Below are 17492 nucleotides of genomic sequence, written 5' to 3'. Positions count from 1 at the left end.
TTATTCCAAAATGTAACTTTCTTTTAGCAATAGTTGGCTGGCAAAATCCTGGATCATCTTTTGGGAGACCAGGGTGATCTGCCGTTCTATCTCAGCCTCTGACTCTTTTACACCACGTAACTCGGCGTTTAGCTTCACGGCCATGATGTTCTTCTGGCGGTCAAATAACATTTTCCTTTGTCTTACGAGTGAACTTTTCGCCTGTTCCAGTAGTTGGCGGTCAATTGCCCCCGCAGCTATCTTCTGTAGCTCGTCTTTAATCACCAGCTTACTCGCCTCTACCTTATCCTTTTCCAGGCCAGCAGTCACTACTAAAAGGTTATTGTCATTGTAATTCAAGGCGTCAATTGCATATGCTGCCCCCAGCCTCTCACGCACGTTCCTAAACAGAATAGATGATTCATCACCACCCAAATATTGCGTAAAGACGTTGCCAATCCAGCGGTTGATCGGTGGATTTAACACTGCGTAGCCCATAAATAACTGTGCTTGTTGTGCGCCAAACTGCTTGGTAATTTCCTGATAATCGTGCTCTACGGGAGCAATTCTAAGATTTTGCTCCGTGAATTCACGTTTAAGACCAGGAATCTGCGTGACTAGCTTTGCCATCACAAGGTCCGTTAATTCTAAAACGTCCCTTTCGGTACCAATCACCAGTGCAGGTGCATCTAATAGCTGCCTGTGAAAATCATGGAGCTCTTCTAGACTGATCTTGTGTAGCAGGTCAATGTCACCAAACAGCGTTCTAGAGTAGTCGGGGTGATCGACGTAGTATTGTTGGTAGAAATCATAGAATGCAACATTATCGGGTGCATCGAAGAACTCATCGATTTCGTCAAACAACTCATTCTTGGTGTACCTGAGCATCTCCCCTGCATTGTCGGTAAATAAAGGTTCTAGCAGAATAGCACGTGCTAATTCCACCACCTGTGCATTTGTGTAGTCCTGGTCCAAAATCAGGCTAGGTTCAATCCACTCAACACGCACTTGAAAGATAATTTGGTTACCGCGGACCTGGGGGAAAATACTTAGATTGACATCATACAATTCCGCCAAGCGTGCGGCCTGTTGTTGCATTGTCTGATAACGGTGCGAAACATTGCCTTGATAGAGCGCAAGAAGGGTGGCATATGCCAGATTCTCCTGCGTGAGTGGTAACCTAAAAAAACAGCCAAGTTGGGCTGTTTGAAATTTTTTGTTTTGGAAAAAATGTACATTGCTAGTTTCTATCATCAATTATCTCCTTGATCTTCCGGTGGTAACAGAACCTTTCTAGGCTTGCTACCTTCCGAAGGACCAATTATTCCTCGCTCTTCCATTTCATCGACCAGACGTGCCGCGCGATTATAACCAATCCTAAACCGGCGCTGAAGCATCGACACACTGGCACTTTGTTGTTGGCGTACCAAATCGACGGCCTCATCAAAGAATTCATCCTCGGGCTCGTCTTGATCCGGTGTAGACTCCTCTTCATGTGTCGGAATCATCGACTCATCGTACTCCGCCTCTTTTTGTTCTCTGACGAAGTCAACCACGTTCTCTACTTCATCCACAGAAATAAAGGCGCCTTGGACACGCACTGGTTTGTTCGCACCAATTGGGAGGAACAACATGTCACCACGACCAATCAGCTTTTCAGCCCCCTGGCTATCGAGAATCGTTCTTGAATCAATACCACTTGAGACGGCAAAAGCAATTCTTGAAGGGACGTTAGCTTTAATCAGACCGGTGATTACGTCGACGGATGGCCTTTGCGTTGCGAGAATCATGTGGATCCCTGCAGCACGTGCCATTTGTGCCAGACGGACAATCGCTGCTTCAACTTCACGGCCTGCAACCATCATCAAGTCAGACAACTCATCAACAATGACGACCATATACGGTAAAAGCTCCATTGCTGGATTATCTTTATTCTGATTATTTTCCTTAACCCGCACGTTATATTCAGTCATGTTCCGCACACCACTGGCAGCGAAGAGCTCATAGCGGCGTTCCATTTCCTTCACGGCCTTATTTAGGGCATTTGCGGCCAATTTGGAGTCGGTCACGACGGGGATTAACAGATGGGGGATGCCATTATAGACAGAAAGCTCCACCATCTTTGGATCAATCAAGACAAGTTTCACCTCGTCTGGATAAGCCTTCATTAGGATGCTTGTAATGATTGTATTGATTGCAACGGACTTCCCGCTACCGGTGGAACCGGCGATTAAAAGGTGGGGCATGTCTGCCAGATTAGCACTAATAATCTGGCCCGAGACATCCTTACCAAGTGGAACTTGGAGAATATGACTTCTTGCAGGTTCTGGCTGATGCTCAATCACATCGCTAAAACCGACAGCTGAAGTAACCTTGTTAGGCACCTCTATCCCAATTAGTGGTTTACCGGGAATTGGTGCCTCAATTCGAATGTCTTTAGCAGCGAGTGCGAGAGCCAAGTCATCGGCGAGGTTGACTATGCGACTAACCTTGACCCCCACTGCCGGTTGAATCTCATACTTGGTTACAGTTGGCCCAAGCACCGCTTTTTTGACATTAACAGCGACGCCAAAACTCTTGAAGGTCTGCTGTAGTACTTGCGTATTCTTCGCAATAAGTGACTTATCCGCACTTTGATCAGCCTCTTTGTACGGCTTCAATAAACTCATTGGTGGTAATTGATATTTCTCATTGATATTCTGCTGGTTTAGATTGCTAAAGGAGGTAACCGGTTCGCCAGAAGCGCTCTGTGCCTCATCCTTCGTTGGTGCAGAATCTGTACTGTATTGCTCTGTTGAGTCAACGGTTGGTGTTTCACGAACTTGCTGACCAGGATCGTGGTCTCTTTCTGAACTAGATGGATGATCAAAGTCGGACGTATTTGGGAGATCATCTGACCGTGAGGCAGCTAGCGGGTCGACACATGGCTCAGCCTCAACACGCTCCTTCTTCTTTTGTTCCTGCTCGATTTTTAAATCATGAAATTTCTCTTTGGACGCGACTGCCACGTTCTGGCTTTTCACGATAAACAATTGCGCAAACTTCTGGAAGCCATGCAGAATAGTAGCAAACTTCAGATCAAAGAACATACACAAGCCGGCTAGACCAATCACCACCGCGACAATGTAAGTACCCAATTGACCAAAAAGTGGGTAGAAAACACTAAAAATCACGTTGCCAATGAGACCACCGCCGACAGGAACTGTATTAGCGCCCCGAACAAACTCATCTTTCATGGTACTCCAGAAAACAGCTACGAAATTTCGGTGCACCATAATCTCAGAATAATAATGCGCTGCAACCAGTGTCAGAACCATAAAATAAGTAATCAGAAACCCGGTCAACCTTTTAACGGATAGTCGCGGTGGTTTGGCGTAGATGACAAGGACCAACCCAAACAGGCCGACAATCAGGGCGCTTAAAACATACAGATCCCCGAAGAATACCCGAAAGGAGTTGACAAGTTGGTGACCCAATAGGCCTAAGTCTAGCAATGTAAAGAAGGCCACGAACACCACAAAAAGGCCAAGAATCACATTGGCCCTTTTCTGTTTATTCACGCGTTTCTTTGTTTTTCTCTTCGCCATTAATAAACTTATTCTCCTGCTTGCTCAGATTCTCCGGAGACAAAGCTCAGGTTAACTCCCTCATCCAATGCAATACTCGTTACTTGGTACGTCAATGTCTCGATTGTCTCGACCAAAGGACGCGATAATTTCCCAAGAATCTCCGGATCAAGCTCCTGCGCATTACCGAAATAATCGACCAGTTGCACAATCTGCGTAATCTGACCACTAACTTCAAAGTAACCAGGCGTCGGCGCCACTTCAAACGGAACCATAATTTCGAAGAAATTACCCGTTTCTCCCGTCATCTCGGCATCAGCAGGATTGTTGAATTCAATTTGCCGCATTGCCACCTGAATATCCTGTTTAACTTTCGGTTCCTTTGTCGCAATATCATAATGAAATGAACGGACTAATATTGGTTTTTTGTTAAATTTCATAATTTTCCCTCTCTGAGAAGTTAGCCGTACTGGCAAATTTAGGTTAGTACTATGTTTAATTATGCTATTTAGCACGAATTACTGCAATTGAAAGTTGTCTTTTAGCCTACTTTAATCTTTTAGCTTATCGTGCTCGTAACGATGAGCTAGTTCCATTCCTGTGAATTTCTGCTGCCGTAGCGCCTCAAACAGGACAATCGCCACACTATTAGACAAGTTGAACGCCCGAATATGATTGGACATCGGAATTCTCAGGGCCAACTCTGCGTGCTCTTTCATGAACGTTTCCGGTAAACCGGTTGTCTCTTTACCAAAGAGGAAGTAATAGTTTTTATTCGTATCCTCATAATTAACATCTGTGTAACTCTTAGAAGCAAACTTTGAGATTAAGAACAGCTTATCGTCAGCTTTCAGCGTTGCCATAAAACTTGGCAAATCATCATGCATGACAACGTTCACTTCATCCCAATAATCCAGTCCCGCACGTTTCATGTGCTTATTGTCAAGCTGAAATCCTAGTGGCTCAATCAGGTGCAATACCGTATTGGTACCCGCACAACTCCGTGCAATATTACCGGTATTGGCCGGCATCAATGGTTCAAACAAAACAACGTGATTAGTCATGAGATTAAAAATCCTTTCCAATAAAAAAACGCAGCGCTTCGGTGATTTACACGGCAAAGCGTTACGTTAGTACGATTATTATCACCCGTTTTTAACAAGCAGAACCTGATAAAAACATCTGATAAAAACCTTATCAAGAATATACTACTATTAACCGGTTAAAGCAACTTTATTTTACTTTGCTAATCTTCCTTATCTAACGGTGGCTCTACCTCGTCCTGCGGCTTTACCACAAGACCCTCGGCAATTAAATCATCGGTATAAAGTCCACTTCTGATACGATAACTGTCGAAGATTCTTTGGAACGCAATTTTGAAAATTGCGTAGATGGGAATAGCGAAGATAACGCCCCAAAGCCCCCAGACTGCGCTGGCCCCAACCAGGACCAAGATTGTCGTAATGGGGTGCATGTTCATCTTGTTACCAAGCACCAGTGGGCTAACCACCTTGCTCTCAACTGTTTGCTCGATGGCAAACACGATGATTACCTTAAACAACATTCCGGTTGAGTCAAACAACGCGATAATGAACGCGGGGATGACCGCGACGAAAGTACCAAAATAAGGAATGAGATTCAAGACAGCAGCGACAATCCCCAACGTTAAGCCGTAATTTAAGCCCACAACAGAGTAACCGATTGAGAACATCACACCAACCCAGAATGCTACGATCAGCTGTCCCCGCACGTACGCGGCAATTGAGCTATTAATATCACTCAAGATATCGCTAATCTTAGCCCGATACTTGATAGGAAAGAAGTAGGCCAGCTTTCCCTTTAGTTGCCGACCATCCTTAAGCATATAGAACAGCAAGATTGGTGCAGTTAACACCGTCATAAAGACAACTGTGATCACGTTCACCGCCGTACTTAAGTGCGTCACCGTATCCGACACGGCCGAATTAGCACTCTTCAACAGTGTATTTTGAATCTGATCGGAATAGTTCTGTAGGCTAGTACGTAGGCTCTTCATCTGCGGGTCGCTCAACCAGTTGCTGACCGCATTCTCGGTCGCCTTCCAGTAAGCTGGCCAGTTGTCGATGATTCCTTGAATCTGTGATTGTAACATGGGGATGAGAGTGACTGCCGCCCAGATGATGAGACCAACCACGAGAAGAAACAGGACAATAATCGTCACTGTTCGTGGTACATGGTACTTATGTTCCAACATATCAACTAAAGGGTTCATCAGATAATACTGGACTGCTGCAAGGATAATTGCCGGTAGGACTGCGCCAATAAACGCAGCAACTGGATCGAAGATAAATGAGACTCGATTAAGTGCCCAAAGCACAAGCACGGTCAAGAGCACGTTTAACATGACAATCGTGTATTTATTATTGATAAACCAGCGACCAAACCACGAGCCTACTGTAACTTTTTCCTCATGCTTTTCTGACATCTGTCTTCTCTACCTTCACTTGTATTGATTATTTGTGTTCAAACGAGATCCAGTCACCAACTTTGAAGCTAGGCATTGGATCTGACTCTTTCTTGTCCAAATAAATGGCATTCTGTAGCTTTTGTTCTGGTACGTGGTCTGTGAAAACTAAGGTTGCGTGGCCAATGGCCTTCACGTTTGACTGCACTAATTGGCCCACATAGAGCGCCAGATAGGTCTCGCCATCAATCGTTACGCTATCGTCTTTCTTGAAAACAAAGCTACTCTGTGGTGTCTCTTCGTCGAATCGTTGGACGATTGCGACGTCTTGAATCTCAACCGTTGCCTGTTCACCGAACAAAATCACGATGTCTTCTTTTGGATCAATTGCGTTAGCACCAATACTTGTAATCGTTGTATTCCATTTCATATTTTTCACGTCTCCTTAGCTATCATTTTAGCATAAGAATTTTAAAAGTTCGCTAGCTACAGTCAGTTTTATGTTAAACTTATTTCCGATATAGGAGGAAAAATTTATGCAAATTTGGTTTGGCGGTTACACAAAGACATCAAGTAAAGGAATTTACACAAGTGAGTTAGTAAATGGAGCCTTGACAACACCAGAGCTCAAAGTCCCCATTCAAAATGCAACTTACTTCCAAATAGATTCAAATAATAATTTATTTTCAATTTTAAAAGACGGCGACAAGGGGGGCCTTGCCTATTACCACTTTGAAAACGGGCAGGCACAATTAGTCGATACATTCTTAGCCGCAGGTTCGCCACCAGCATACGTAGGACTAAACGAACCCGAGAAGTTAGTCTACGCCGCCAATTACCACGGCGAGCTTCTGCAAGTATTCTCATATGCAACCAAGCAGCTTGAACTCGTCGCTTCCGTCAAGCATGCGGGTAGAGGCCCAAAGCCTGAACAAACTACTGCACATCCCCACTACTTCGACCAGACACCTGCTGGTAATCTGGTAAGTGCAGACCTCGGTACTGATACGGTTGATTTCTATCACCTTGATGGCCATGAGCTCAAACACCTAGCAAGTTACCAGAATGAAAAGGGCTTTGGGACAAGGCACATCGTGTTCCACACCACTGCACCGGTAATGTTCGTTGTCGGCGAATTATCCAGCGAGGTCAACGTTGTGCGCTTTGATGAGCGTAGTTGGCAGTTCACCAATCTCGGTTATTATAAAACAATCCCAGCAGATTTCACCGCTCAAAACGGAGCAGCTGCCGTGAAGTTATCGCGTGACGGTCAATTCTTGTACGTCTCCAATAGGGGGCACAATAGTATCGCTGTCTTTAAAGTCGACCAAGAGACGTTTAAGTTGCAATTAATCCAACAAGTAAGTGTCTACGGAGACTTTCCACGCGACTTCAATTGGGATTCGAGTGAGACAAACGTCGTTGTCGCTAACCAGAATTCTGATAACGCGACACTCTACAAACGCAATACCGCGACAGGCTTTTTGACGATGGTTCAGGAGAATATCGTTGTCCCAGAAGCAACCCGTGTTTTATTTAGAGAAGATTCAATTTAAGGCGTTACAAACAAGCCACAACACAATCTTAATCAATCGAAACTAAAGGAGTTATATCACCCATGTTGGACATTTTACGCGCAATATTCCTTGGAATCATCGAAGGCATCACCGAATTTCTGCCAATTAGCTCAACAGGTCATCTCTACCTCGCCGACTATTTCATCAAATTAAGTCAGTCTAAGGCCTTCATCGACATGTTCATGGTGGTCATTCAATTTGGTGCCATCCTGTCGGTTATCCTAATTTACTTCAACAAGTTGAACCCCTTCTCACCAAGTAAGCGGCCCGCTGAAAAGCGCCAGACTTGGACGCTTTGGCTGAAGGTCATCGTAGCCACCATTCCGTCCATCATCATTGGCTTACCGCTAAACGACTTTATGGAGGAACACCTGACGAGCTGGCCCGTGATTGCAACGACCCTAATTATCTACGGTATCTTGTTTATCGTGCTTGAAAACCGCAATAAGCACGCCCGATTCGCCATCACAGATTTGAACAAATTAACGTACCAGACTGCCCTACTCATCGGACTTTTTCAGGTACTAGCACTCGTACCGGGGACGTCCCGGTCTGGCGCCACAATTCTCGGCGCAATGTTAATCGGGGCCTCCCGGTTTGTCTCGACGGAATTCTCGTTTTTCTTAGCGATTCCCACCATGTTTGGCGCCAGCCTCTTAAAGCTAGCCAAGTTCTTCATCAAGGGTAACGAGTTTACGGGAATGCAGCTGCCAATCCTGTTAGTCGGTATGGTGGTCTCATTCATCGTCGCTTACCTCGCAATTAAGTTCTTATTGAGTTACGTCAAAACGCATGATTTCAAACCTTTTGGTTGGTATCGGATTATCTTAGGTATTCTTGTTATACTGATTGGCTTTGTATTCTAACTAGTATTACTAAAAGGAGATTCACATGATTATTAAAGAAGTTGCGGTCGAGAATTTCACCCAGATTCCGGAAGCCATAGCTAACGGCGCGACGCGCATTGAGTTAAACGATAACCTCGCCGTTGGTGGTACGACGGTGAGCCGTGGCGTCTTAGAAGAAGCTGCCAAATATCTGGGTGAGAAACAGGTTCCGTTAGTGGCCATGATTCGGCCCCGCGCCGGCAATTTCGTCTATAACGACCTCGAGTTGAAGATTATGGAGCACGATTTGTTCACAGCGCAACAACTAGGTGTCGATGCCGTGACCTTTGGCGCTCTCACCTCAGGCGGTGAACTAGATGAGGAGGCCATGGAGCTCCTTATTGCGGCCAGCGGCGGGATGCAAGTCGTATTGCACATGGCCTTCGACATGATTAAGCCTGAACTACAACGTGCTAGTCTAGATTGGCTAGTTGAGCACGAAGTCACTCGTGTGCTAACACACGGTGGCGCCCTAGACCAACCAATTGAGCGGACGATCCCCCACTTACGAGAAATCATCGAGTGGGCCGGATCTGCGATTGAGGTGCTACCCGGTGGTGGTATTAACTACCAGAATTACCAACAACTACTGGAACAACTACCGGTTAAGCAACTCCACGGAACCAAATTGGTACCACTAGCGAACGTCAAGACTGATTGGCGTTAATCATTTACAAAATGAGTATCAATGACACATTAAAAGCGTTCCAGCTGCAAATCATTTACTGATTTGCAACTGGAACGCTCTTTTGTTTTTCAGAGAAATGATGACATGAGTAGTGATGCAATATTGAAGTAAATCAGCACACTGGTCAAGTCGCTAAGCGTAGAGATGAACGGTCCACTGGCGACCGCCGGATCAAAGCCCAACTTGTCCATCCCAAGAGGAATCAAACTTCCTGCCATATTTGCAACCCAGATTGCGGTAGCCATCGAGAGGCCAATCACCGCACCGAGGATAAAATTCTGCTTCCACAGGCCAACAAGGACCATAACTGTAACGCCGGTCAATATACCAATTAATAAACCTGTGATCACTTCACTGATGATCATCTTCATCATACTCGGCTGTTCGTCATCACTCAGGGCGAGACGGCGCACGGCAACGGCCAGACTTTGCGTCCCGGCGTTACCAGCCGTACCGGTGATGAGTGAGATGAAGACCGCCAGAATACTGGCCTCATTCAACAACACGTCGAAGTGATTGATTAAAGTCGCGGTGAGCATCCCCAAAAAGAGCAGTGTAATTAACCACGGCAGACGTTTCATTGTGGCCGTCAGGGGCATCTCTGAAACGTCATCCACGTTAACACCTGCAAGTCCTGAGTAGTCTGACTGTGCCTCGTCATCGATAACCTCGATGATATCGTCAACGGTCACCATCCCAATGAGACGTTCTTGTGAATCGATAACTGGTACCGCCAGGAAGCCGTAATCACGAATCGTTTGCGCCACATCCGACTGATCAATCTCGGGGTGAACAGAGATCACTTTCTCCGTCATCACATCCTGGACCAAGGCGTCGGCCGGAGCCACCAAAATCTCACGCAAGGAGATTACACCAATTAGGGTCCGCTCGTAATTGGTCACGTACAAATAGTTGACCGTCTCTGCCAAGTCCGCATCACGCTTAATCTTCGCGATGGCGTCCATAATCGTCGTGTCGGGCTTCAAACTTATCATATCAGTGGTCATGATGCCACCGGCGGTATCGACGCCATAATGCATCAACCGGCGAATTTTGTTGGCATCCCGCTCCGGCATCAAATCAAGGTAGACTTCAGACACCTTATCATCCAGATGTTCTAAGATATCGGCGGCGTTATCGTTGTACATCTCACTCAACATGTTCGCAGCATATTCAGGCTCCATCTCCTGGAGGAAATCCTGTGTATCCTGCTCTTCATCCGGCAGCGTATCAAACATGTCACCCATCTCTTTAGGAGACAGTAACTTAGTCATCTTCTTCCGTCCTGTCGAGTCAAGACTGATGAAGAACTGGCCCTGATCATAGAAATGGAGGTTCAACAATTCCTTCTTGAAGACTTGAATCTTATTGGTATTCATCAACTGCCTTAGTCGTTCAAAGTCCAGGTCAGTCGTTTTCTCTTTTTCTTCAGTTTTCATTGTTTACCTCCAATCTATTCCAAAGCTCTATCATATCAACTGGGAGATTTATTTCAAATGTTTTTTGCTCATGGGTATAAGGATCAGGAAAGGTCAAAGAATAGCAGTGGAGCGCCTGGCGCCAGTGTTCATCGGCAACACCGTAAAGTTGATCACCATATAATGGATGACCAATGTACTGCATGTGGACACGAATCTGGTGTGTTCGGCCTGTCTCTAACTGCAAAGCCACTCTAGCAGCACGATAATTCTGCTCCAACACCGTGTATTTAGTCGCCGAGAATTGGCCTGATTCACTTACCGTTCTCTTAACCGATCCGCGCACTTGGCTAATGGGTGCCACCACCCGATCATGCATCTGGTTGGGCATAAATGCGCCATGAACAATTGCCTGATATTGCTTCACGAAGACATCTTTATGTAATGCAGCAAAAGCAGCGTGGGTCAGACTATTCTTAGCAACCAGTATCAACCCACTCGTGAACTGATCCAGCCGACTGACCAGGTGTGGTCGTGCATCTAGCTGGCCTGTACGCACGAGGTAGCCTAGTACCCGATTGACCACCGAATCTGTCTGATTATACTTTGAGGGCATGGACAATAGCCCCGCGGGCTTATTAAGCAACAGGTACGAATTCGTCTCGTGAATTATCTCAATGGGTAAATTGCTCGGCCTCAGATTTTCATTTACCGGTTCCTTTCCGGTCAGAAAGAGGACCTCATCGCCAGCCTGCAGCATGAACGTTGTGTGCCTTCTCTTGTGGTTGACCAGAATTAATCCCGCATGGTGCTTTGCCGCTGTAATTGCCTGCTTCGTAATTCCGTGTTCTAGGAGGAAATTACCAAGGCGTTCCGGTTGTTTTCTCTGAAAAATAAACTTCAGTAACATAATTGCTAAAATTGCTCGTTATTATTTTTTTGCGCGATAAACGCATCTTCGACTCGCGACCAGAAATGCGTATGGCGGAATTTAGCAAAGTTAATCTGGGACTTTGCAATACGATAATCAAGACGACTCACTCTCCTGTGCCGTAGCTCGTGTGAGTCTAGCGTGACCACATAATCATCCTGTGATTCGGGGTAGATGGTAATCCATTCATCCGGGGCAATCACGATTGGTGAGGACAACGTCCTGTAGATGCGGTTATTAATCGAGGCGATTTCGGTCAACTGCAGTGCCTTCAACCGTGGGTGCAAAACCGCGCCACCAAGTGATTTACTGTAGGCGGTGGAACCAGTTGGTGTAGCCACGCAGACGCCATCTCCCCGGAAACTCTCAAAGAACTCGTTCTTAATGTGGATGTCTGCTTTTAGAGTCTGGGACATCCGCTTAATCGTTGCCTCGTTCAAAGCCAGATAGGACTTCTTACCCTCATCGTCGGTCACGTCAAGCTCGAGAAGCGGGTAAGAAACAGACTCCGGCGTCGAGTGGACTAATGCATCCACCAACTCCTCGAGTTGATAATCACGCCAGTCTGTATAGAATCCCAAGTGCCCCGTATGGATTCCGACAAACGAAATCCGGTCGACAATTTGGTAATACTGGTGAAAGGCGTTTAATAACGTGCCATCACCGCCCACTGTAATCACGATATCTGGTTGCAACTGGTTTAATTGAATATCTGTCTCTTTCAAAAGCAGCTTCAATTTCTTAACGACACTCAATGTTTTCTCTTTATGATTATTTACAATTGCAACTTTCATCTGTCAACCTCAACTACTCGATATCTTTGTTCTGACCCTTATCTTTGTGGAAAAAGCGCTGTGCCTCTTGAACCTCATCTTTAATCTGGGACATCGCTTCATCAAGCTGAAATGCGGCCTCAGCGGTCGACTTCAACCTAGCACTTATTTTCTCAGGGAATTCGCCATTATATTTATAATTCAAGCTATGCTCAACTGTCGCCCAGAAATTCATCGACAACGTTCTAAGCTGAATCTCCGCCAGGATTTTCTTCTCACCAGTTGGTAAGAATACCTTATACTCAATCACCATGTGGTAAGAGCGGTAGCCGCTTGGCTTGGCATTTCTGATGTAATCCCGCTCCTCGATGACCGTCATGTCATTGCGGTTATGAATCAGTTCTACTACGTCATAGATATCGTCCACAAATTGGCTCATGATGCGGATACCCGCGATATCTTGCATATCCTGCTCAATTAATTCTGGTGCAATTACTCTTCTATCTAACTTTTCTTTGATGCTCTCTATCGTTTTTACTCGCCCGACTACAAACTCAATGGGCGAATGCCTATCTTCGGTGATAAATCCATCGCGTAAGCCACGAAACTTCACTTTCAGTTCGTCAACGGCTTGTTCATAAGGCCATAAAAATGCATCCCAATTTTGCATACTTGCTAACTCCTTGCTACTTACAATCATCTAATTTTACCATATTCAAAACCAAAGTTTGTATTATACTATTGCTGAAGCAAAAATGTTGTACTTTCGCACATTATATTTAGCCCGAGGTGACATATGACTAAAGAAATCGAACAAGAACGAAAGTCGCTAATCGATCGCACGACTTACCACAAATTGATTGCTGCCTACGAGAAACAAAACACGGTCAGTCAGACCAATTATTACTTCGATTCACCGGACTTTGAACTAAACAATGCCCAAATTGGGCTCAGAATCCGCCATGATCTAACTGCCCACTCCTTCGTCCAGACGCTTAAGTTGCCGTTGACCGGAAGCTCTGCTACCGGCAGACAACTCATAGAAATCACAGATCGGATTAACGATCAAACTGCCCAGTCGCTAATAAAGGGCACAGCTGCCGGGTTTGCCGGGACAGTTGGCGCCTATCTTACCCAGCATTTTGCAGACATTAAATTAGTTAATTTCGCATCCGCCACAACTGAGCGAACCATTCTGCTGGGACCAGATGATACACTAATCACGGTCGACCAGACAACTTATCGGGATGGTTCGACCGACCACGAGCTGGAAATCGAGGGAACGGATTCCACGAAGCTGAAATTCATTTTTGATTTCTTGCAAAACAAATTTCACATAGTTCAAAAACCAATTCAAAATAAGCGTGATCGCGCTTTAGCACACCGTTAAAAGCTACTTTACTTTTAGTTTTCACAAAAATCTGTTAGAGTGTATTTGTTAAAGATGTACCTGGAGGGAAATAATACATGATTGAAATTTTTTTGTTTGTCAATCCAATCGGCGTTGCTTGTTTCAAGAATGAGCAGGCAGTGATTCAAACAATCAAATCAACCAAGCAAGAGGTCAAATACCACGTAATTCCAATCTCGAATATCGAGACCATTCGGGCAGACATCAAGCGTCGCGGACTATCATTATCTAGTCTTGAGGTCCATAACGAAGTAGCTACTGCGACCTATAATGCACTCCGTGACTACCACGCAGTCTCCTTATTTGGTAACAAGAAGGCCCGCAGATTCCTGCTCCGCCTCCAAAATGCGATTAACGTCCACCATGAACCATACTCCACTAATCTGGTCCACCGGATTCTAAGTGAACTAAACATCAATTTGAAAGCATTCAACGCCAATCGTGCTAGCCGCTATTGCAAGCAAGCTATGGATGCTGACTTTGACCTAGCGACCGAATTAAACGTTAAGACCACACCAACCACCATCATCTTCAACTACGAGAAAGATGATGATTGTGGCGTGTTAATTGAGGGCCTAGTCGAACCAGACGTCCTTAATAAAATTATCTTAACCCAGTTTGAAGCAAATGATTTTGCCACCAGCTACAATAATATGCAGCAGAGATACGGTAATTTAACAGTTCTTTAAACTAATAACGCCAGTCAACTGGCTATTTTTTTACCCTTTTTTGCGCAATCCTCGCTAGGAGATAGACATCTTTACCCGGTTTGCGGTAGCCTACCAGCTCGCTTTCAGCCAGTTCCAGCACAGGAATACCTCGCTCATAACATAGCAAACTCAGCTGTTTACCGAGCGCAGTCTGTTGGCGGACCTGCTGTTTCAAGTAATTACTGCCAGCCACATAATCATACCGATAATTGAGCAGTTTACGTGGCCGAAACTGCTTTAAGGCTAGAAGTCCCTGTTCATCTAATGCAAATTGTTGTGTCTGATAACGGCAATTTCTACTCAAATCATCCTGTTGAATATTGTATTTCAACCTGAATAGATGGCCGAATGAATCGACCTCAATCAGATAACTACCCCAGTCTGCATTGGTACGGAGCAAATCTAAGTGAATTTGTTTTATTTTCCGGTGCAAGAAATGTCGTTTTCCGAGCAGCCAAACATCACTAATCCGAGCGTCGTGGTAAAAGTTATGGCGTACATTAAACTCAGCCGTAGTTAATGGTGCACATTGTAACTCGACGCCGTAAGTCTGTCCGAGTGTCTCAATGTACACATCCGCTCGAATCTGGTCGTTTGCTAGTGGCACCTCGAGCTTTGCCGCCAAGCCAAGAGCTCGTGCTGCTGTAAAAATAATTTTCTTACCCAGCTCATGCTCCGGCGTCTCAGCTGTTCGAAAGCGCGTGTTGAGGTGTCTAAAAAACGGGCCGGACCGCCCAGAAACAATCAGCTGGACTGGTTTCCGACAATTAGGACAGACGAAGTTTTGCTCCTGAATAGACTGGCTATCGCGGGCGAAAACAGCCACCGCCGTGACCAACTCCTCATTTAATAGTGCTGCATACATTTTATTTACCTCACTTAGAAGTACGCAAAAAAACAGTCATTCCATTAATGAAATTGACTGTTTGTTCTCAAATTATTTTTTGATTAGTTAAAGTAGTAGCGTAAGTTCTCGAGCGCATCATGCTCAAACAGCACTTTAGCGTTTTCCTTGACTTCGGCAAACGACTTAGCAGCCACTGACCCAAACTCGTTACTGATGACCCACGCATCCGTTGCCGTCAACTCACTGAAGTCAGCACTTTCAAATGTGAGTTCTAAGTAATAAACATCCCGGTAAACCATTAGCTTCGATGTCAATCCATTAACTTTTAGTTCATGCGCTAGACCAATAACATCTTCAAACTGAGCAAACTCATAGGTTCTCGCGAGCTCCGGTGTATGATCCTCCTGTTGAATAGTGGTGAGCCGGTCACTGCTAAGCGAGAGCTCATCCAAGCCGTGCAATATTTCTTGGCGCGAGAGATTATTTTGCTGATTACTCTTCTTTCCTGTTCTAACACCTGATTTGCTAATCAATAACTCGAGGCCATTGGTATTAGGCATTACTTGGAAGGTAACGGCTTCGCTATCTGCGAATGCATGCTCACTATCGACCTCGGACAGGATGCTATAAAAGAAGTTCTCAATTTGACCCTGATTACCTAGTAAATCGAGCATCGTAATTCCGCGCTCCTCAAGATCCTTAGCGCCCAACACAACCCGAATCGTATTTTCATTGACACGTTTCATTTCCAAATTGACCACCTCTTATCTTACACATATTCTACATTGTTCGTGTTAAAAGTAAAGTTTTAGCCTCCAATATAAAAAAGAGAAGCCATTAGCTTCTCTTTTTATCGCATTTAAAAGTCATTAAAATCCGGCCAACTCTTGTGCCTGTTGCAGCTCAAGTTGTCTTACCTCTCTTGGCAAGAAACGTCTGATTTCGTCCTCGTTATAACCTACTTGGAGCCGCTTCTCATCCATGATGATTGGTCTTCTTAATAGGCCAGGATTCTGCACAACTAAATCCAATAGTTTATCGATTGAAAGATCATCAATCGAGACACCAAGATTCTGGAAGGCGTGAGAGCGGGTAGAAATTATTTCCTCTGTGCCATCTTCAGTCATGCGCAATACTTGCATGATTTCGTCCTTCGATAGTGGATTGGAGAAGATGTTACGCTCTACAAATGGAATATTATGTTCTTTAAGCCAAGATTTAGCTTTTCTGCAAGATGTACAACTTGGTGATGTGTATAGATTTACCATAAAACTCACACTCCTTTACAAAAACTAACTTGTTTTCCTTAATTCATATTTATATTATACAACATAAAAATTGGTATGACTATAGTTTTTTGAAATTGCTTTCTTTTAGTTAGTATTTTTCCAAATAAAAGAGCCTCCGTTATTTATTAAACGGCGTGGTTGAGCTATTTCTATCCATTAGAATTTCTTGCAAATTTTTTAGATAGTTTTATTTTTATAATATTGATTACTTCCGCTCGATTTCATTCAAAAGGTCTAGTCTTTTGGTAAGGAGTACGTTTGGCCGGGATGTGCGAGCATGGCTCCGGGATAGACTTCACTCGCTTCTGTCAAAATCTGTGCGAGCGGAATTTGCTGGGGCAAATGAGATAACAATAGTGATTTCGAATTTGAATTTTTTGCTAAAGTTGCAGCTTCAACACTAGTCATATGCCATTTCCGCCCTGTTTTAGCAGCAGCAAAATTCGTATCCGTAATCAGCAGATCAGCTGACTGGCTGAATTCGACTAATTCGTTGAAGTACGCCGTATCCGCCGTGAAGACTAGAACCGTACCCGTTTGATCCTCGATGCGAACGGCAAAAGCCGGAACCGGATGTTTGGTTTCGAGAAAAGTCAGTGTGAGCGGCCCCATCTTGGTTGCTGCGTAGTCATGATAAGCGCGTCCTTCAGTCACCCCTTGCAGGGTTAGACTGGCAAAGTTGAGTGGATCCCGATCATGACCGTAAATTGGTAAGATTGGTTCCTTTCTCGTTCCCTGATGTAGTTGCCAATAATACTGTAAGACACCGATATCAGCAGCATGATCGTGATGATAGTGCGTTAGTAGTACCGCATCCAATTGCAATGGGTCAAGGACCCGCTCAAGTGCCAACAACGAGCCGCTCCCAGCATCGAGCAAAAGGTTGAAGTCACCCGCCTGTACGAGGTACGAACTGCTAGGCACTCCATTGTATGGGTAACCACCATATATCCCTAAAACTGTAACTTGCATC

General features: G+C 44.9%; 19 protein-coding genes. 5 read left to right on the top strand and 14 right to left on the bottom strand.

What is annotated here, in order from left to right:
• The 6 genes from LA20533_RS06565 to LA20533_RS06540 form a co-directional block, all read right to left on the bottom strand.
• A complete protein-coding gene (locus LA20533_RS06565; RefSeq protein ID WP_056945959.1) occupies nucleotides 1-1233 on the bottom strand; it encodes a M16 family metallopeptidase in 1233 nt (410 codons plus the stop codon).
• Nucleotides 1233-3566: an FtsK/SpoIIIE family DNA translocase gene (locus LA20533_RS06560; RefSeq protein ID WP_056945958.1), complete on the bottom strand. Its 2334-nt coding sequence runs from the start codon at nucleotides 3564-3566 to the stop codon at nucleotides 1233-1235. The genes LA20533_RS06565 and LA20533_RS06560 overlap by 1 nt, the downstream gene beginning before the upstream one ends.
• A gap of 8 nt (nucleotides 3567-3574) precedes the next feature.
• Nucleotides 3575-3985, bottom strand: a complete 411-nt coding sequence (locus tag LA20533_RS06555) for a DUF1149 family protein (RefSeq protein WP_056945957.1) — start codon at nucleotides 3983-3985, stop codon at nucleotides 3575-3577.
• 111 nt (nucleotides 3986-4096) lie between these two features.
• On the bottom strand, nucleotides 4097-4609 hold the full coding sequence (gene trmL / locus LA20533_RS06550; protein ID WP_054745893.1) for a tRNA (uridine(34)/cytosine(34)/5-carboxymethylaminomethyluridine(34)-2'-O)-methyltransferase TrmL: 513 nt from the start codon (nucleotides 4607-4609) through the stop codon (nucleotides 4097-4099).
• Nucleotides 4610-4791: 182 nt separating this feature from the next.
• Nucleotides 4792-6009, bottom strand: coding sequence for an AI-2E family transporter (locus LA20533_RS06545; RefSeq protein ID WP_054745891.1), 1218 nt, complete (start codon nucleotides 6007-6009; stop codon nucleotides 4792-4794).
• Nucleotides 6010-6037: 28 nt separating this feature from the next.
• The gene (locus LA20533_RS06540) at nucleotides 6038-6418 is read right to left on the bottom strand and encodes a PTS glucitol/sorbitol transporter subunit IIA (protein WP_054745889.1); all 381 of its coding nucleotides are present in this window, start codon (nucleotides 6416-6418) and stop codon (nucleotides 6038-6040) included.
• A 106-nt stretch (nucleotides 6419-6524) separates the two neighbouring features.
• Here LA20533_RS06540 and LA20533_RS06535 point away from each other — a divergent pair, with 106 nt between their 5' ends.
• The 3 genes from LA20533_RS06535 to LA20533_RS06525 all read left to right on the top strand — a co-directional run bounded on the left by LA20533_RS06535 (nucleotide 6525) and on the right by LA20533_RS06525 (nucleotide 9119).
• A complete protein-coding gene (locus tag LA20533_RS06535; protein ID WP_054745887.1) occupies nucleotides 6525-7544 on the top strand; it encodes a lactonase family protein in 1020 nt (339 codons plus the stop codon).
• A gap of 62 nt (nucleotides 7545-7606) precedes the next feature.
• Complete coding sequence (locus LA20533_RS06530; protein ID WP_054745886.1) at nucleotides 7607-8431, top strand: undecaprenyl-diphosphate phosphatase; 825 nt, start codon at nucleotides 7607-7609, stop codon at nucleotides 8429-8431.
• Between the two features lie 28 nt (nucleotides 8432-8459).
• Nucleotides 8460-9119 (top strand): copper homeostasis protein CutC, encoded by a 660-nt coding sequence (locus LA20533_RS06525; RefSeq protein WP_054746018.1) that lies wholly within the window; start codon nucleotides 8460-8462, stop codon nucleotides 9117-9119.
• An 89-nt stretch (nucleotides 9120-9208) separates the two neighbouring features.
• Here LA20533_RS06525 and mgtE read toward each other — a convergent pair whose 3' ends face one another.
• Genes mgtE through yjbM form a run of 4 tightly spaced genes read right to left on the bottom strand, consistent with a single transcriptional unit; the run spans nucleotide 9209 to nucleotide 12932 of the window.
• Nucleotides 9209-10579 carry a magnesium transporter gene (mgtE, locus tag LA20533_RS06520; RefSeq protein WP_054745884.1) on the bottom strand — a complete coding sequence of 457 codons (1371 nt, stop codon included), beginning with the start codon at nucleotides 10577-10579 and terminating at the stop codon, nucleotides 9209-9211.
• On the bottom strand, nucleotides 10569-11468 hold the full coding sequence (locus LA20533_RS06515; RefSeq protein ID WP_056945956.1) for an RluA family pseudouridine synthase: 900 nt from the start codon (nucleotides 11466-11468) through the stop codon (nucleotides 10569-10571). The genes mgtE and LA20533_RS06515 overlap by 11 nt, the downstream gene beginning before the upstream one ends.
• A 5-nt stretch (nucleotides 11469-11473) precedes the next feature.
• Nucleotides 11474-12283 (bottom strand): NAD kinase, encoded by an 810-nt coding sequence (locus LA20533_RS06510; RefSeq protein ID WP_056945955.1) that lies wholly within the window; start codon nucleotides 12281-12283, stop codon nucleotides 11474-11476.
• A 13-nt stretch (nucleotides 12284-12296) separates the two neighbouring features.
• The gene (gene yjbM / locus LA20533_RS06505) at nucleotides 12297-12932 is read right to left on the bottom strand and encodes a GTP diphosphokinase (protein ID WP_054745881.1); all 636 of its coding nucleotides are present in this window, start codon (nucleotides 12930-12932) and stop codon (nucleotides 12297-12299) included.
• A 126-nt stretch (nucleotides 12933-13058) separates the two neighbouring features.
• Between yjbM and LA20533_RS06500 the strand changes: the two genes are divergently transcribed.
• Both LA20533_RS06500 and LA20533_RS06495 read left to right on the top strand, forming a co-directional pair.
• Nucleotides 13059-13652: a CYTH domain-containing protein gene (locus tag LA20533_RS06500; protein ID WP_056945954.1), complete on the top strand. Its 594-nt coding sequence runs from the start codon at nucleotides 13059-13061 to the stop codon at nucleotides 13650-13652.
• 77 nt (nucleotides 13653-13729) lie between these two features.
• Nucleotides 13730-14362, top strand: a complete 633-nt coding sequence (locus LA20533_RS06495; RefSeq protein WP_056945953.1) for a DsbA family protein — start codon at nucleotides 13730-13732, stop codon at nucleotides 14360-14362.
• A 22-nt stretch (nucleotides 14363-14384) separates the two neighbouring features.
• On the opposite strand, the gene LA20533_RS06490 is transcribed toward LA20533_RS06495, so the two are convergent.
• From LA20533_RS06490 to LA20533_RS06475, 4 genes are all read right to left on the bottom strand, one after another.
• The gene (locus LA20533_RS06490) at nucleotides 14385-15248 is read right to left on the bottom strand and encodes a competence protein CoiA (RefSeq protein WP_056945952.1); all 864 of its coding nucleotides are present in this window, start codon (nucleotides 15246-15248) and stop codon (nucleotides 14385-14387) included.
• 83 nt (nucleotides 15249-15331) lie between these two features.
• Nucleotides 15332-15976, bottom strand: coding sequence for an adaptor protein MecA (locus tag LA20533_RS06485; protein ID WP_236693767.1), 645 nt, complete (start codon nucleotides 15974-15976; stop codon nucleotides 15332-15334).
• Between the two features lie 123 nt (nucleotides 15977-16099).
• On the bottom strand, nucleotides 16100-16498 hold the full coding sequence (spxA, locus tag LA20533_RS06480) for a transcriptional regulator SpxA (RefSeq protein WP_054745870.1): 399 nt from the start codon (nucleotides 16496-16498) through the stop codon (nucleotides 16100-16102).
• A 255-nt stretch (nucleotides 16499-16753) separates the two neighbouring features.
• Nucleotides 16754-17491 carry an MBL fold metallo-hydrolase gene (locus LA20533_RS06475; RefSeq protein WP_056945951.1) on the bottom strand — a complete coding sequence of 246 codons (738 nt, stop codon included), beginning with the start codon at nucleotides 17489-17491 and terminating at the stop codon, nucleotides 16754-16756.
• Nucleotide 17492 lies beyond the last annotated feature (1 nt).

The organism is Amylolactobacillus amylophilus DSM 20533 = JCM 1125 (assembly GCF_001936335.1).
In the GTDB taxonomy this organism is placed as follows: domain Bacteria; phylum Bacillota; class Bacilli; order Lactobacillales; family Lactobacillaceae; genus Amylolactobacillus; species Amylolactobacillus amylophilus.
The sequence above is the reverse complement of the archived record's forward strand: the minus strand, read 5'-3'. Positions and strand labels throughout refer to the sequence as shown.

Excerpts from the sequence above, each read along its gene's own strand:
- LA20533_RS06565 (WP_056945959.1), bottom strand. The coding sequence starts at position 1,233 with ATGATAGAAACTAGCAATGTACATTTTTTCCAAAACAAAAAATTTCAA.
- LA20533_RS06560 (WP_056945958.1), bottom strand. The coding sequence starts at position 3,566 with ATGGCGAAGAGAAAAACAAAGAAACGCGTGAATAAACAGAAAAGGGCC.
- LA20533_RS06555 (WP_056945957.1), bottom strand. The coding sequence starts at position 3,985 with ATGAAATTTAACAAAAAACCAATATTAGTCCGTTCATTTCATTATGAT.
- trmL (WP_054745893.1), bottom strand. The coding sequence starts at position 4,609 with ATGACTAATCACGTTGTTTTGTTTGAACCATTGATGCCGGCCAATACC.
- LA20533_RS06545 (WP_054745891.1), bottom strand. The coding sequence starts at position 6,009 with ATGTCAGAAAAGCATGAGGAAAAAGTTACAGTAGGCTCGTGGTTTGGT.
- LA20533_RS06540 (WP_054745889.1), bottom strand. The coding sequence starts at position 6,418 with ATGAAATGGAATACAACGATTACAAGTATTGGTGCTAACGCAATTGAT.
- LA20533_RS06535 (WP_054745887.1), top strand. The coding sequence starts at position 6,525 with ATGCAAATTTGGTTTGGCGGTTACACAAAGACATCAAGTAAAGGAATT.
- LA20533_RS06530 (WP_054745886.1), top strand. The coding sequence starts at position 7,607 with ATGTTGGACATTTTACGCGCAATATTCCTTGGAATCATCGAAGGCATC.
- mgtE (WP_054745884.1), bottom strand. The coding sequence starts at position 10,579 with ATGAAAACTGAAGAAAAAGAGAAAACGACTGACCTGGACTTTGAACGA.
- LA20533_RS06515 (WP_056945956.1), bottom strand. The coding sequence starts at position 11,468 with ATGTTACTGAAGTTTATTTTTCAGAGAAAACAACCGGAACGCCTTGGT.
- LA20533_RS06510 (WP_056945955.1), bottom strand. The coding sequence starts at position 12,283 with ATGAAAGTTGCAATTGTAAATAATCATAAAGAGAAAACATTGAGTGTC.
- yjbM (WP_054745881.1), bottom strand. The coding sequence starts at position 12,932 with ATGCAAAATTGGGATGCATTTTTATGGCCTTATGAACAAGCCGTTGAC.
- LA20533_RS06500 (WP_056945954.1), top strand. The coding sequence starts at position 13,059 with ATGACTAAAGAAATCGAACAAGAACGAAAGTCGCTAATCGATCGCACG.
- LA20533_RS06495 (WP_056945953.1), top strand. The coding sequence starts at position 13,730 with ATGATTGAAATTTTTTTGTTTGTCAATCCAATCGGCGTTGCTTGTTTC.
- LA20533_RS06490 (WP_056945952.1), bottom strand. The coding sequence starts at position 15,248 with ATGTATGCAGCACTATTAAATGAGGAGTTGGTCACGGCGGTGGCTGTT.
- LA20533_RS06485 (WP_236693767.1), bottom strand. The coding sequence starts at position 15,976 with ATGAAACGTGTCAATGAAAATACGATTCGGGTTGTGTTGGGCGCTAAG.
- spxA (WP_054745870.1), bottom strand. The coding sequence starts at position 16,498 with ATGGTAAATCTATACACATCACCAAGTTGTACATCTTGCAGAAAAGCT.
- LA20533_RS06475 (WP_056945951.1), bottom strand. The coding sequence starts at position 17,491 with ATGCAAGTTACAGTTTTAGGGATATATGGTGGTTACCCATACAATGGA.